This window comes from Crossiella sp. CA198 (assembly GCF_052078295.1).
Lineage (GTDB): Bacteria > Actinomycetota > Actinomycetes > Mycobacteriales > Pseudonocardiaceae > Crossiella.
Window position 1 is genome coordinate 51,448 of the sequence record NZ_JBQJIM010000009.1, and the last position, 15,240, is coordinate 66,687.

The 15,240-nt window shown below is 72.5% G+C and carries 11 protein-coding genes; 8 read left to right on the forward strand and 3 right to left on the reverse strand.

Features of this window, described 5'->3' with window-relative positions:
- Positions 1-99: 99 nt before the first annotated feature.
- Positions 100-1,260, reverse strand: coding sequence for an erythromycin esterase family protein (locus tag ACTOWY_RS16630; RefSeq protein ID WP_441310520.1), 1,161 nt, complete (start codon positions 1,258-1,260; stop codon positions 100-102).
- Between the two features lie 81 nt (positions 1,261-1,341).
- On the opposite strand from ACTOWY_RS16630, the gene ACTOWY_RS16635 reads away from it, so the two are divergent.
- The 4 genes from ACTOWY_RS16635 (at position 1,342) to ACTOWY_RS16650 (ending at position 7,256) form a co-directional block, all read left to right on the forward strand.
- Positions 1,342-2,055 (forward strand): TioE family transcriptional regulator, encoded by a 714-nt coding sequence (locus ACTOWY_RS16635; RefSeq protein WP_441310521.1) that lies wholly within the window; start codon positions 1,342-1,344, stop codon positions 2,053-2,055.
- A gap of 49 nt (positions 2,056-2,104) precedes the next feature.
- Entirely contained in the window at positions 2,105-2,386 is a 282-nt protein-coding gene (locus ACTOWY_RS16640; RefSeq protein ID WP_441310522.1) for a DUF6191 domain-containing protein, read from the forward strand.
- Positions 2,387-2,440: 54 nt separating this feature from the next.
- A complete protein-coding gene (locus ACTOWY_RS16645) occupies positions 2,441-6,478 on the forward strand; it encodes an nSTAND1 domain-containing NTPase (protein WP_441310523.1) in 4,038 nt (1,345 codons plus the stop codon).
- Positions 6,479-6,596: 118 nt separating this feature from the next.
- Positions 6,597-7,256, forward strand: coding sequence for a hypothetical protein (locus tag ACTOWY_RS16650; protein ID WP_441310524.1), 660 nt, complete (start codon positions 6,597-6,599; stop codon positions 7,254-7,256).
- Between the two features lie 5 nt (positions 7,257-7,261).
- On the opposite strand, the gene ACTOWY_RS16655 is transcribed toward ACTOWY_RS16650, so the two are convergent.
- A complete protein-coding gene (locus ACTOWY_RS16655) occupies positions 7,262-8,134 on the reverse strand; it encodes a universal stress protein (RefSeq protein WP_441310525.1) in 873 nt (290 codons plus the stop codon).
- Between the two features lie 230 nt (positions 8,135-8,364).
- On the opposite strand from ACTOWY_RS16655, the gene hypF reads away from it, so the two are divergent.
- From hypF to ACTOWY_RS16675, 4 genes are all read left to right on the forward strand, one after another.
- On the forward strand, positions 8,365-10,386 hold the full coding sequence (gene hypF / locus ACTOWY_RS16660; protein ID WP_441310526.1) for a carbamoyltransferase HypF: 2,022 nt from the start codon (positions 8,365-8,367) through the stop codon (positions 10,384-10,386).
- 119 nt (positions 10,387-10,505) lie between these two features.
- Positions 10,506-10,910, forward strand: a complete 405-nt coding sequence (locus ACTOWY_RS16665; protein WP_441310527.1) for a pyridoxamine 5'-phosphate oxidase family protein — start codon at positions 10,506-10,508, stop codon at positions 10,908-10,910.
- 85 nt (positions 10,911-10,995) lie between these two features.
- Positions 10,996-12,009 carry a hydrogenase expression/formation protein HypE gene (hypE, locus tag ACTOWY_RS16670; RefSeq protein ID WP_441310528.1) on the forward strand — a complete coding sequence of 338 codons (1,014 nt, stop codon included), beginning with the start codon at positions 10,996-10,998 and terminating at the stop codon, positions 12,007-12,009.
- 56 nt (positions 12,010-12,065) lie between these two features.
- Entirely contained in the window at positions 12,066-13,049 is a 984-nt protein-coding gene (locus ACTOWY_RS16675; protein WP_441310529.1) for a hypothetical protein, read from the forward strand.
- On the opposite strand, the gene ACTOWY_RS16680 is transcribed toward ACTOWY_RS16675, so the two are convergent.
- Positions 12,946-15,060, reverse strand: a complete 2,115-nt coding sequence (locus ACTOWY_RS16680; RefSeq protein ID WP_441310530.1) for a cation transporting ATPase C-terminal domain-containing protein — start codon at positions 15,058-15,060, stop codon at positions 12,946-12,948. The two genes, ACTOWY_RS16675 and ACTOWY_RS16680, sit on opposite strands and share 104 nt — an antisense overlap.
- Between the last annotated feature and the right edge of the window lie 180 nt (positions 15,061-15,240).

A 15,240-nucleotide genomic window follows, 5' to 3' on the forward strand; every position in this document is an offset into this window, starting at 1 on the left:
GAGTTGGCCCAAGTGGGCGTACCAGTTGGCCCAAGTCGTACCAGTTCGGCCAAGACTGCGTACGACAACGGCCAACACGCCGGTGACGTGCGGAGCTGGCTAGCTGCGGGTGGCGCGTGGGGCGGTCGGGTCGCCGGCGTTGATGTGCAGGACCAGGTCCGCCCCGTCCAGGGTGGGCTGGTCGAGCGGGAAGTAGCCCTGCCGCGGGTTCGTTTCGGCGCGGCAGCGGGCCGGGTCGACCGTGCTGATCTTGGTCAGGCCCCAGTCGGCGAACTGGCGTTGCAGCTGCCCCTCGTAGCTCTCCGGTTCGGGTTCGCCCAGCCCGAGCGCGGCGCTGCGGCCGAGACTGCCCACGATGACGCGGTACCGCTCACCCAGCAGCGAGCTGACGATGGCGCCCGCGGTCACCCAGCTGAGGTCCATCTCGCCCAGCCGCCAGCTGGCCCGGTTGCGTTGCAGGTGCGCGTTGGAGGAGAAGACCAGGGTGGGGCCTCGGTCCGCCTCGATCTCGCGGATGTGCAACAGGTTCTGCGCCATGTGCGCGCTCCGGTTGTCCAGCAGGGCGGAGACCCTGGCGCTCTGCTCCATCGGCTTGGCGCACTGGCGGTGGTAGCTCAGCAGGCCGAGTCCGGCGGTGAGCTGGATCTTCGCCCGGTGCCACCGCGCGCGGGAGGTTCCCGCGATCAGTTCCGGGGCGTAGGTGTGCAGTGCGGTGTGCAGTTCCTGGGCGAGGGCGTGCAGCCGGTCGGCCTGGGCGGTGGCGCCGATGGATTCGGCCGCGTCCATTACCGCCTCGGTGCGGCTCCACTGTTCGTCCGGACCGGCCAGGCTGGCCAGGTCGAGGCCGAATCCCAGGTAGTCGCGGGCCTGTTCGAGGTAGCGCAGCGGGCTGGGCGCGGTCATCGTCTCGGTCGGCAGGTCGAAGCCGTGGAAGGCGATCCGGTCGGCGGGCGCGCGATCCTGGTTGTACTCACGCAACCAGGCGAGGAGGTCCCGGTTGGCGGCCAGCTCGCCGAAGCCGTGCGAGAAGCCCTCGGTCAGCACCTGGTCCAGGCTGCCCGCGCCGCCCTGGACGAAGTCGTCGACGACGAGCGCGGCCGCCCGGTCGGTCTCCAGCGCGATCGACCGGAAGCCGTGCGCGGCCAGTTGGACGAGGAGTTCGTTGCGGATCTGCCCGAAGGCCGGTTCCAGGTGCGTCGGCTCACCGAAGGCCAGCAGGTCGGCGGCGGCGGTGACGAAGTCTCGAATGTCCTGGCTCATGGGGTTCAAGCGTATCGCTGAAAGCCCTGTTGAGACTTCCACCCTGCTGAACGCGCTTCACCGAGATAAAGTCTCAAACCGATGAGAACCCTGCGCCCACATGACCTCGCGCGTGAGCACGGCATCTCGACCCAGGCGGTGCGCAACTACGAGCGGGACGGCTTCCTGCCGCCCGCCGAGCGCACCGCCAGCGGCTACCGGGTCTACACCGAGGCGCACGCGGCCGCGCTGCGTGCTTTCCTCGCGCTGATCCCGGCCTACGGGCACGCCACCGCGGGCCAGCTCATGAACGCGGTCAACCGGGGCGAGATCGACCAGGTTCTCAAGATCATCGACCGCGGGCACGCCCAGCTGCTCCGCGACCGGGAAACCCTGGCCGCGGTGCGGACCGCGGTGGACCACCTGACCTCCGAGACCGCCCCCGCCGAGTCGCCCGACCCCGAGCCGCGGACCGTCGGCGAACTCGCGCACCAGCTCCAGGTCACCCCGGCGACCCTGCGCAACTGGGAGGACGCGGGCATCCTGACCCCCGCGCGCGACCCGATGACCGGCTACCGGATCTTCCAGGCAAGTGATGTCCGCGATGCCGAACTGGCCCACCTGCTGCGTCGCGGCGGCTACCCGCTGGACCGGATTTCCACCGTGGTGCACCAGATCCGGACCGCCGGCGGCACCGACACGCTCGCCCGCGCGCTGACGGACTGGCAGCGCAAACTCACCGAGCGCGGCCTGGCTATGCTGCACTCGGCCACCCAGCTGAGCCACTGCCTGGACCTGCACGACCCGGACCGCTGACGGGAACCCGGCCGCGCGGCCCGGCGTTGGGTCCGGTGTGGAGAGCGCGATGCTGTGGACCATCCCGGGCGGGGTGCTGCTGATGGTCGCGGTGGGGGTGTACGAGCTGATCCGGCACCGGCGGCGCAGGCGCGGTGGCACGCCGATCACCGCGACCTATGTCAACGAGCTGACCGCGATGTTCTACGGCACCAAGCGGGATGAGCTGGACCACCGGCAGTCCATGTCGATGATGCGCGAGGACCAGGTGCAGGGCGCGCCACCACCACTGGGCATCGACCTGGACCGGGGCACCGCGGTGCTGCGACCGGAGGACCGCCGACCAACCTGAGCTGTCCCGTGTTGTCACGCAGCGTTAGCATGTCAACACGGGGAGGGGGCCGGGGTGGACAACGCACCGTCGATCGTGCGAATCCTGGACGCCACTGGGGCGGTGACCGGGACCGGTTTCCTGGTCACCAGCGAACTGGCGCTGACCTGCGCGCACGTCCTGGGTGAACAGGATTCGATCACGCTGGATTTCCCGCTGCTGGACGGCGATTCCACCGTGTCCGCGCGAGTGGTCGCCGCCATGGCCGAGGCGGATATCGCGGTGCTGCGACTGGACGCCGCGCCGCCGGGTGCGGTGCCCGCGCGGTTGTCCCGCGAGCCGGTGCGCTGGGGTGCGCAGGTCCGGGTGTTCGGGTTCCCGCCGGAGCTGGAGCACGGGGTGTGGGTGGCGGCGGAGTTGCGCGCGGCCACCGCGGCGGGCTGGGTGCAGATCGAGTCCGCGCCAGGGCGGCGTCGGGTCGGGCCGGGCTTCAGCGGCTCGCCGGTGTACTCCCCCGCGGCCGATGGGGTGGTCGGCATGGTGGTCGCGGCCGAACGCGGCGCCGGGACCACCACCGCGTACGTACTGCCGGTGACGGCGTTACTGGCCGCGGATCCCGGGATCGCGGCGCCGGATCCGGCGGAGGTGTGCCCGTACCGAGGGCTGGAGCCCTTTGGCGAGGAGCATGCCGACGGGTTCCGGGGGCGGTCGGAGCTGACCGGTCAGGTGTTGGATGTTGTTGCGGCGCAGCCGGTTGTGGTGGTGGCCGGGCCTTCGGGCAGCGGCAAGTCCTCGCTGGTGCGGGCCGGGGTGGTGCCCGGGGTGCGGCGGCGTGGGATGGATGTGGTGCTGTTCCGGGTACTGGCCGGGGATCCGCTGACCTCGCTCGCGCTCGCTCTGCTGGGGCCGGACGCCGGTCTGGTGGAGGCGGAGGAGCTGGCGAAGCGGCTCGATTCGCCGGAGAAAGCATTGCCCTGGCTGCTGGAACGGGCCGGGCCGGGCGGACTGCTGATCGGGATCGACCAGTTCGAGGAGATCCCGCCGGAGGAAGCGCGCACGCTGTTCACCGTGCTGTTCACCCTGGTCAGTGCCGCGCCCCGGCAACGGGACGGCTCACCCGCGCTGGTGCTGGTACTGACCCTGCGCTCGGGCACCCTGGACGAACTGGTCACCAGCCAGAGCGCGGACGCGGTGCGCGACGGCGTGGTGTTCGTGCCGCCGATGACCCGCGCCCAGCTCGCCGAGGCGGTCCGCGCGGACGGCGTGAGCTTCGAAAACGGCCTGGTGGAAAGGATCCTGCACGACGCGGGCACCGAACCGGGCACGCTGCCGCTGGTGGAATTCACCCTGGCCCGGTTGTGGGAACAGCGCGAGGCCGGTCAACTCACCAGCAGGGCCTACGGCGAGCTGGACGGGGTGGCGGGCGCGCTCGCCGGGTACGCCGAGGGGCTGTACGGGCGGCTCAGTGTTGAGGAACAGCAGGCGGCCCGGCGGCTGCTGACCGGATTGGCCCGCCCGGACGACAGCGGGTTCCAGCGCCGCCAGATGCCACTGTCCGATGTGGACGATGAGCTGCTTCCGGTGCTGGGCAGGCTTTCCACTGGCCGGTTGGTCGTGGTGGACGGCCAGGCCAGGATCGTCGAACTGGCGCATCAGGCGCTGTTGCACCGGTGGCCGCGACTGGCGGGGTGGCTGGCGGAGGAGCGGGAGTTCCTGTCCTGGCGGCAACAACTGCGGGACAGTCTGCGGCGGTGGCAGCTGGATGGCCGGGAGGAGGACGGGTTGCTGCGCGGGCTGGCGTTGGCCAGAGCCGAGCAGTGGCAACCGAAACTGACCGCGGAGGAACGCGAGTACGTTGGGGCGAGCCGGATCCGGGCACGACGGAGACGGCGGCTCCGGCAAGCGGCGGTCAGTGTGATCACCGCACTGGCGCTGGTGGCCAGTGGGCTGGCGGTGCTGGCCCTCCGGGCGAACTGGGAGAGCCAGGAACAGTTGCGGACAGCCCAGTCCCGGGCGCTGGCCGCCGAGTCGGACGCGTTGCAGAGCAGCGATCCACGCTCCGCACTGCAACTTGCCCAGACTGCCTGGCACATCGCGCCGACCACTGAGGCGTGGGGCGCGCTGTTCAAGCAGTATGTGCGGTACCAGGAGGTGGACAAGCTTTTCCAGGGGCTGTGGCCAGGCAAGTTGCGCCAGGTGCTGAGCAGCACCGACGGGGGCACCACGGTGCTGGTCAACGAGGAGGGCCAGCCCTCGTGGTGGACGGGGCTCAACGGCGACCACCCGGTCCAGGTCCGGGCACTGGATCGCCCGGAGACCGACGGGGTCTTCCAGCTCAGCAACTCCGGTAAGGCCCTCGCCTACACCAGCGTGGACGGCACGGTTCTGTTGTGGCGGCGGGACAATCCGGACGTGGTCGTGCTGCGGTCGAAACTGCCGGAGCCACCCGGCGTGGGGGTGCGCTCACTCAGCTTCTCCGCTGACGAGAACCGACTGCTGATCAGCCGGACCGGGCGACCGGCGTTCTTGGAGCTTTGGGACCTGCCGCAGCGCAGGCAGGTATCGCTGCCCGATGCGCTCAAGCCGACCGGATTTGTGGCCTACCTGGGGACAACGCCGGACACGATGGTGTACGAGGGCAACGGCGCGACCAGCCACGACCTGAACACCGGCCAGGTGCTGCCCACGGGCACGCAGCCAGGCCTGGTGGCGGAGAACGGCGCCGCGCTGATCGGGTGCGCGGGCGACACGAAACTGCGGGTGCGTGAGATCGCCACCGGCGCGCTGCGCGGCGAGTTCCCGGTGCCCCAGTGCTTCGGTCTCACCCTCGAAGTGGACAGCACCACGAACTACGCGCTGTTCCCCGGTTCGGCCAACACGGGCAACTCGCATCAGGTGCTCGGGGTCGCCAACCTGCGCACCGGCGCCTACCACCAGCTCGCCATCCCGGTGCTGAAGCTGAGCAACGACGGCGACGAGTTGAACGACGTCCTGGCCAGGGTCGCGATCTTCCCCGGTCCGGACGGCCGCCCCACCGTGCTGTTCGGCGCCCGGAACCTGCTGCACCGGCAAACCGGCCTTGCTCCGGCACCCGCCGTGCCCACTAAGAACACCGTCCGCAGCCACGACGGGGAATTCGCCGCCACCTACGACCTGTCTGGTCGGATCATCCTGCACGCCCGGACCGGGACCATCCTCAGCAGCACCGCGGGCTCGGCTGGGCGTGACTATGCCATCCAGGGCAACTCGGTCGAGTTCACCGCCGACAGCAAGCGGCTGCTGACCATCGAGGACAACACGCTGGTGAGCTACTCGGTGCCCACGCTCGCGGTGGAACGCCGGATCGAACTGCCCAAGCCCCCGGACGGCAAGCGACTCCTGCCGTGGGAGAGCAGCCTGCGCGACCTGGGGAACGGGCAGGTCGTCGTCCTGCACGCGGGCCAGCTCAGCCGCTGGGGACTGGCCGAGGGCAAGCAGGTTGGCGAGTCCTTCGTGCCCCGGCCCCACCACGCCGAACCGCAACACGCCTCGTCCGCGGCGATGCTGGCGGTTCAGCCGGGCAATCCGGTCGAGGTGGCGGTGATCCAGCGCAGTGGCGACGTCGAGCTGTGGCACCTGGACCAGCGCAAACGGATCAGCATCCTCGGCCGCACCAGGGCCGAGCCCAATGTGGTCCGCTTCACCACCGACCCGCCGGGGGCGCTGGTGCTCACCGCGGACAACACGATCCGGTCCTGGGAACTGAATCCGCCGCGCGAACGGGGCAGGCCGATCCCGGTCGGCTCAGCGGCCAGGCTGCTCACCGCGGCGCCCGGCGGCAAGGTGATCACCACCGTGGGCGGGCTGGCCAACCGCACCGCCGAACTGTGGGATGCGGGCACGGCCAAGCTGATGGGCACCTTTACCAGCTTCGGCGACATCAACGACCCCTGGCTGCTGACCGGCAATGAGCTGATCGATCTCAGCGCACCCGCACCGCGGTCGGTCCGGCTAGACCCGGAGGTATGGCGGAAATCGTTGTGTGCGCACAACAACCGGGACTTCACCGAACCCGAGCGCGCCGTGCTCACCAACCTGAACGCCCCCACCGACCGCCCCTGCCCCACCCCCTAAACCGTCCACAATAGACAAAGCTGGTCTAGACCTAGGACTTTCGTCCCTGTCCTGGCACCCGTGACCCTGGCAGCGTGGAGGGGATTGCCACCCGTTCCCGGCCGCCACGGAGCGCTTGATGAGCACCGAGTTCCCGCGTACCTCCGCCCTGCTCAACGCGGTCGAACTGGCCAACAGCGCGCCCTCGCCGGGGCGGCGGCGCTGGCAGTGGCGGGTCAGTGATTCCGCCCTGCACCTGCACGCCGAGACCAACCTGATCGGCTGCGGCGCGGGTCTGCACTACGCGCAGATCTCCCTGGCCGCCCAGGGCTGGGGCACCGTGGTCACCCGGTTCCCGGATCCGTTGGCGCCCAACCGGGTGGCCACCGTCGAAGCCCTGGACCAGCGGGAGCCGACCACCGACGCGGTGGTGCTGGCCACGGCCGCGCTGACCCGGCTGACCGCCAGGGACGGGAGTACGCGGGCGATGTCGCCGACGTTGCTGCGCACGCTGATCGCGATCGCGGGCCGGTACGGGGTGGCGTTGCACGCGTTGACCGAACTCGACGTCGGGCTGGACACGCTGCTGGCGCTGACCACGGTGAATCCGGACCGGCGGGCGGCGCGGCTGGCCACCGGTGAGGCGGTGGCGGCGGTGTTGCTGGCGGCGGAGACCAGTGGGGTGCGGGCCGAACTGCTCGGGTCCGGGCGGATGGTGTGGCGGGCCAGGGCATTGCTGGCGCGGGCGATGGCGCTGGGCGCTGGCACGCCGCAGGCGGTGCTGCGGGCCGCGCACTGAGTCGCTCAGCCGGGCTCGGCGGGGCGGAGGACCACTGTCGGGCAGGGTGCGTGCAGCAGCAGTGATCGGCTGGTGGAGCCGAGCAGCAGGCCGGCGAACCCGCCCAGTCCGCGGGCGCCGACCACCAGCAGTTGCGCGTCCGCGGCGGCCCGCAGCAACGCCCGCACCGGCCGGTCCCGCACGACCAGGCGCTGCACCCGCACCTCCGGGTACCGCTCGGTCCAGTCCGCCAGTCGCTGGCCCAGCAGGGCGTGGTGTTCCTCGGCCAGTCCGGTCCAGTCCGCGGGCATCGGATCCTGGTCCAGCACCGCGTCCGCCCAGGCCAGCACCGCCACCACCGGCGCACCCCGGCGGGCGGCCGCGGCGAAGGCGAAGCCGATGGCCTGTTCGCCGGGCAGCGAGCCGTCCGCGCCGACCACCACCCGCCCGTGCTCCGGCACGCATCCCCGGACCACCACCACCGGCGAGCGCGCGTGCGTGCTCAACGCCAGCGCCGTGGATCCCAGCAACAACCCGGCGAACCCGCCCAGTCCGCGCGAACCCACCACCAGCAGCCGGGCCCGGCCGGACTCCTCGATCAGCGCCGCCGCCGCGCCCTGCTCCCGCACCCGCTGCTCCACCGGCACCTCCGCCGACACCGTCCTGGCCACCTCGGCGGCCTCGGCCAGGCAGTCGGCGGCGTGTCTGCGCAGGCTGGCCCGCACCTCGGCCACTGTGCCGTCGAGTTCCGGCAGACCCCAGTCGGGCAGGTGGAAGGCGAAGACCAGGCGCAGCACCCCGTCCTGGCGCAGGCATTCCCTGGCCGCCCACAGCACCGCGTTGAGTGCGGACTCGGAGCCGTCGACCCCGACGACAACCCGTGCGGCAGGCCCGGACATCGCGATCCCCTTCCAGCGGGACAATCCAGCCAGCCTGCCGCGCCGGAACCGGGGTGGGCAGAGTCGCTGGGAGGTGCCGGACAGGGTCGAAGGGCTCTCTCCGTGTGGTCTCGGTTCGGGGCAGGGGGAGGCCGTGCTGCGCGAGGCCACCTGGCAGCGGTCCCGATCACCCTCGGCCCGGGACCTTCGACCCTGCTGTGCGGCCCGGGTTGCTGTCAGCCTGTCCGCCCATGACCGCCGCGGCCTTTCACCTCGATGACAACGACCCCCGGCACTCGATCCCGGCCGACCTGGCGCCCTGCCGGGACTGCCTGCGCGAACTGTTCGACCCGGCCGACCGGCGCCACCGCTACCCGTTCATCAGCTGCGCGGACTGCGGGCCACGGGCCGCCATCGCCGAACGCGTGCCCGGCGACCGCGACCACGCCACCACCGCGCGGTTCGTGCTGTGCCCGGCCTGCGCCGGGGAGTACACCGATCCGGACAGCCGCAGGCGCCGCTGTCCCTCGCTGGGCTGCCCGGACTGCGGGCCGCGATTGTCCTGGCACGGCACCGAAACCGGAGATCCGCTGGCCACCGCGGTGCGCGCGTTGCGGCGCGGCGGGATCGTGGCGGTCAAGGGCGTGGCCGGGTACCAGCTGCTGTGTGTGGCCGACCGGGAGGAGCCGGTGCGCGCGTTGCGGCTGGCGAAAGGGCGGCCTGCCAAGCCGTTCGCGGTGCTGGTGGCCGATCTGGCGGCGGCGCGGCGCAGTGCGATCGTGCCGCCGGAGGCCGCGTTGCTGCTGTACTCGCCGCGCCGGCCGACCGTGTTGCTGCGGCGGGGCGCCGAGGACGGGTTCGCCGTGGCGGTGGCGCCGGATCTGCCGGAGATCGGGCTGACCCTGCCGCAAAGTCCGTTGCAGCACCTGTTATTGGCCGAGTTGGGGCGGCCGCTGGTGCTCACCGCGGGCAGGCGGGAGGGGCAGGGCGCGATCACCGAGGAGGAGATCGCGGTGCGGGAGCTGGGGCCGCGGTGTGCCGGGGTGCTCAGCCACGACCTGCCGATCGCGCTGGGACAGGACGATTCGGTGCTGCGGCTGGTGCGGCGGCGGCCGATGCTGTTGCGGCGCGGCCGCGGGCACACCCCGGAACCGTTGCCACTGCCCTATCTCGCGCCGGAACCGGTGCTCGCGCTCGGCTCGCGCACCGACCACACCGTGTGCCTGGGACTGGGCGAATCAGCGGTGCTCGGCCCGCATCACGGGGCCCTGGAGGCGATGCCGCCGTTCACCGCGCTGCACCGTTCGGCCGAGCTGCTCTGCCACCAGTTCGGCGTGGCGCCCAAGGTGTTCGCGCACGATCTGCACCCCCGGCACCCCTCCACCCTGCACGCCCTGCGGCGGCCATCGGCTCGCCGGATCGCGGTGCAGCATCACCACGCGCATCTGGCCGCGACCGCCGCCGAGCACCGGGTCCGCGCGCCGTTCCTCGGCCTGGCCTACGACGAGATCGGACTCGGCGACGATGGCACGCTGTGGGGCGGCGAACTGCTGCTGTGCGACTACACCGGCTACCGGCGGCTGGGCCGCTTCGGCCACGCGCCACTACCCGGCGGGCCCAGCGCGGTGCGCCACCCCGCGCAGATGGCCCTGGGTTACCTCACCGGCAGCGAGGCGCTCGGCTCGGCCCGCCCGAGCATGCCGCTGACCAAGAACTTCCTCTCCAGGTTCCCGCCAGGGCGGCTGGCCGCGGTGCGCCGGATGGTGCGGGAACGACCGGGCCCGGTGACCTCCAGCGTGGCCCGGCTGTTCGACGCGGTGGCCAGCCTGCTCGGCATCCGGGACGAGAACGGCTACCCCGGCGAGGCGATGCTGCACCTGGAACACGCCGCCGCCCGCTACGGCCGGGCTCCCGCGCTGCCCTGGCGGCTGGTCCGCAGGGAGGAGCTGCACGTGGTCGATCCGGTGCCCACGCTGCGCGCGGTGCTGGCCCAGGCCCAGCATTGCCCGCGCGGCGAGGTCGCCGCCCGCTTCCACAGCACGGTGGCCGAGGTGAGCGCGGCCATGCTGGCCAAGGCCGCCCGCCGCACCGGGGTGTGGCGGATCTGCCTCAGCGGCTCGGTGTTCCAGAACCGGCTGCTCACCGAAACCCTGCTGGACCTGCTCGCCGAGGGCGGCTACCAGGCCTGCGTCGGGTCGCTGGCGCCGGTCAACGACGGCGGGCTCAGCTACGGCCAGGCGGTGGTCGCCTCGGCCCGGCTGGCCGCCGAATGAGGCCGGATGCCTTGCCGCACCGGGTCTTTCGGCGGTCCGGCCGGGACCTTGGACCCTGCTGGGCAGGCTGGGGCGCGCCGCAGGCTGGCTGGCGGGGTCGCGCGGCGAGACGAGGTGTGATGTTCGAGGCCGGCAGGCTGTGGGCGCTGTCCGAGCGGGAATGCCTGCACCTGCTGGGCATCGCGCGGATCGGCCGGATCGTGTTCACCGAGCAGGCGCTGCCCGCGATCCTGCCGGTGCGTTTTGTGCTGTGCGACGGCGGAATCATCCTGCGCACCGCCCCGGAGGGCAGGCTGGCCAGGGCGGTGCGGGGTGCGGTGGTGGCCTTCGAGGCCGACCACTTCACCGGCACGCACTGCGCGGGCTGGAGCGTGGTGGCGCTGGGCCGGGTACGGGTAGTGCGGGATCCGTTGCCCGGCACCGCGGTCACCGCACTGGACCAGTGCGCGGACACCTCCGGGGCGCGCCCGCACTACCTGCGGATCGGCATCGAACTGCTCTCCGGCCACCGGCACAGCGCCTGAGTCCTTGGCGGCCAGGGTCTTTCGGCACTGATCCGGCCCGGACGCGGTGGTCACGCTGTACGCCTGCCGATGAGTGGAGGCCCTCGTGAACCCGCCGGACACACCCCGGATCATGCTCGACCAGGACGGCGGACTCGCCCTGGCCCGGCTGCTGGACGAGACGGTGCGCGCCGAACTGGGCCTGCCGAAGCCACCGCAGGACGCCGCGGTGTTCCCGGTGACCGCAGGGCCGGTGGCGCTGAGCGTGGACGCCTACGTGGCCGCGCCCCGGTTCTTCCCCGGCGGCGACCTGGGTTCGCTCGCGGTACACGGCACGATCAACAACCTGGCCATGCGCGGGGCCGGACCGGTGGCACTGGGCCTGGCCTACGTGGTCGAGGAGGGCCTGCCCGAACCGGAACTGCACCGGGTGACCGCCTCGGCGGCCAGGGCCGCGCGGTCCGCCGGGGTGCCGGTGGTCACCGGCGACACCAAGATCGTGCCCAGGGGCGCGGTGGACGGGTTGCAGCTCACCGCGACCGGCCTGGGTGTGACCCTGACCAACGCGCCCCCCACCGCGGGCCGTGGGCTGCCCGGGGACGTCGTGGTGCTGTCCGGGCCGATCGGCCTGCACGGGGCGGCCATGCTGGACGCCCGGGACGAACTGGGCCTGGCCGTCTCCATCCGCTCCGACACCCTGCCCCTGCACCGCCTGGTCGCCGCGATGACCGCGGCCGGTGGTGGCGGGGTGCACGCGCTGCGCGATCCCGCCCGCGGCGGACTCGCCGGCGCGCTCACCGGGCTGGCCGGCGCGGCGGGGGTGGGCATCGAGTTGTTCGAGGCGGCGGTGCCGGTGCCGGTGGAGGTCATCGCGGCGGGCAAGGTCTTCGAGGCCGACCCATGGGAGCTGCCCTGCGCGGGCTGCCTGGTCGCGTTGCTGCGCCCGGCCGCGGCCGAGCGGGTGCTCGCGGCCATGCGCGCCGAACCCGGCGGCGGCCAGGCCACCGTCATCGGCGAGGTCACCCCCGGCCCGGCGGGGCAGGTGACCGCCTGGACGGTGGGCGGGGTCGCCCGTCAGGTGGAACCCCCGGCGGCGGCCCGGTTCGCCCGGCTGTTCTGATCCCGACCGAGTGGTAGGTTCCCCCGACTTCACTGGTGGGATGAGGGGATCGGGCGATGAAACGGATGTTCGGGGCCTGCTGGCGGCTGCTGCTGGCACTCACGCTGGTGTTCACCGCGACCGCGGCCACCGCGCCAGGGACGGCGCAGGCGGTGGACTACCCCGGCGGCAAGCGGATCTACGCGGTCACCATTGGCGGTATCCACCCGGACAGCACCGGGAATCAGTCCTTCGCCCGGCTGGCCATGTACTACTTCAACGGCAACGGCACGGTGACCGAGTCGTTCTGGTTCTGGGACTGGGGCATCGGCTACCCGCACGCCAACATCAAGCCGACCTCGGCGGGCTGCGTGGGCAAGGCCTGCGAGATCCACACCTCCGGCGGGTTCCAGGCCGGTGCGCTGACCAAATCGCTCAACGGCACCTACACCAACGACGGCACCCAGGTGGTGATCACCTGGGATGGCGGGCAGACCGAGACCTGGGCGGTGGGCAAGCCGACCGCGAAGCTCAGCTCGATCGGTCTGCGGAGTTCCAGCTACGGCGCCACCGTCGGCCAGGGCTACGGCAGCAACGCCCCGCACGACACCTTTGTGCCGCTGAACAAGGTCCCGCGGCACAAGTACCTGGGCAGGCAGAACTCCATCACCTACGTGGTGAAGACCGGCAAGATCGAGACCGACACCGGCACCTCGATCATGGACCTCACCTCGACGGCCTGGAAGCAGTGCAACGGCGACTGCCTCAGCGCGGGCCTGCCTGTCGGCTCCCCGGAAGCCTGCTCCGCCTGCAAACCCGGTGAGACCAGGGCGATCCGGTACTACCTGGCGTCGGAGGGCGGGCGGAAGAACTACTACGAGCACCACTGCACCTGTCTGCGCGCCACCGGCTCCGACTGCTACGACGGGGGATCGCACGTCAAGCCGCAGTTGCAGGTCATCGACGACGACGGCGTCCTGCACGGCTGGGTCGGCGTGGAGGCGTCCAACCGGCAGGCCAAGCGGGGCACCCTGGGCGTGCACTGGCACACGGACGTCTGAGGGTCAGCGCGAGCAGGCCCGCGAGCACCACCAGGGCAAGGCCGTCCAGGCCGATCCAGGTGAGTCCGACGGCGGTCCGCAGCACCGGGACCGCCGTCAGGACAAGGGAAACCGCCAGGGAGCCCGCCAGCAGCAGCGGGGTGCGGCGGGCACTGGTCCAGCCTGATTCCAGCGGCAGGCGTTCGCTGCGGCGCACCAGGGCGAGGGCGAGCTGACCGGCGAGCAGGGACAGCAGCAGCCGGGTCCTGGCCTCCGCCGGGTCGCCGATTGTGGCGCACAGCAAGGACAACGCGGCGAGCAGGACGGCGTCAGGTAGCGCGGGCAGGAGCCGGAACCGTTGCGGGGGCAGACTTAGCGGGTCGCCGGGTGGGTGGTCCACGGCCAGCGCGGTCACCGGCAGCACCCCCGCGGCCAGTGCCAGCCAGACCAGGTGCACCGGGTACAGCGGCGGGGCCGGGAGCAGCAGGGTCGCGCCGAGCACGGTGAGCAGCAGGGCAAGTCCGGCGGCGGCGAGGTAGGTCAGGGCGGCGTGCCGGTTGCGGGCCGCCCGGCGGCTGTGCCGGATCGCGGCGAGCAGCGCGCCCGGCCCCGGCACCAGCAGGGTGGCCGCCCGGCTGTCGGCGGCGATGCCCAGGTCGGCGGTCAGCAGGGCGCGGGCGAAGGTGAGCCGGTCACTGGCCACGGCGACCACCTCGCCCGCCGCCCGGTGCGCCGCGACGAGTCCGACGGCCGTACCCGCCTCGCGCACCGGCACCACCCGTACGCCGCTGCGGCGCAGTTCGGCCAGCGGCCAGGCGGGCCGGGTCGCGTCGGTGAAGCCCAGCAGTCCCACGACTTCCAGCCCCGGCGGCGGCCGATCGCCTCCTATGTCCACTGTGGACTGCGCGAGCACCAGTACCCGGTGCGCGCCAGCGGTCAGCTCGGCCACGGCCAGGGCGAACCGCTCGTCCGGCGCACAGTGCGGCAGCAACGATTCCGGGTCGCCGAGCACGGTGACCACGGTGGCCGGGCCCAGCCGGTGCGCGGCGGCCCGCCCGTAGGCCGCCTGCCGCCGGTACCGGAAACGGCCCACCGGCGGCAACCTCTGCTGCACCGCACCCACCGCCGTCCGCAGCACCGCGTGCTCGACCGTGCCCTCCTCCTCGGCGCCGACCACCCGCAGCACCGCCAGCCACAGCCCGGCCAGCTCGTGACCAGGGGCCGGGATCACCGCGGACAGCTTGGGCAGTCCGGTCCGGCCCTCGTCCAGGCACAGCACGGACAACCGGGCCAGCGCGTCGACAGCCAGCGGATCCCGCACCACCGCACCGGCGGCCGCCATCCGCCGGGCCGCCGCGGTCCGGGCCAGCGCGGTCACCGTGGCCGGGCGGATGACGCAGACGGCGGCGAGCAGCACCGCGCCCAGCACCAGCCAGTGCGGCCACTCCCCCGGCGCACGCAGGCTGAGCAGCGCGGTGAGCAGCACCGCGGTCAGCGCGGCGGCCACCGCCAGCAGCCGCAACGGCGCCGGTACCGGGTCCACCAGGGTTGGGCCGACCGGCAGCGCACGCACCCGCCCCAGCCCCGACCCGGCCAGCACCACCGCCCCGGCCACCGGTCCGCCGTCGAGCACCAGACCCTGATCGTCCACAATGGACAGATCGGCTGACAGGATGTCTCCCGGCGCCAGCACCAGCACATCCCCGCACACCAGCTCGCCCACCGCAACCGGTTGCGCCCGGCCGTCCCGCATCGCGGTCGCCGAACGCACCGGCGCGGTCAGGGCGTGCGCGGCAACCCCGGCCGACCATCCCGCCAGCAGCATCGCGGCGGCCAGGGTGAGCAGGCCGCTGCCGGTCTGCCGCCAGCCCAGCAGGTCGAACAGCCCGGACAGCACCAGCATCAGCGCGGGCGGACCGCACAGCACCCCCAGGAATCGCGCCACCGGCGACGGTTCCCGCGGCCCGTTCCTGGTCCGCAGCAACGTCACCTCGGCCGAACTGAGCCCGGCCGGTCTCGCCGGATCCGCCATCGCCACCCGCCTCCCGCTGTGCGCCGGGCCCCCACGGTGCCGCTCCGGCCGGGCCGCCGACACGGTCCAAGGTCCCTGGTGCTCGGTGGGTCACAAAAGAACGGCACTACGGTTAGGGGTGATCTCCCCGATTCCTCCGCGTGACAAGCCGTGACACTCTGTCAGACTGACCACTGACCG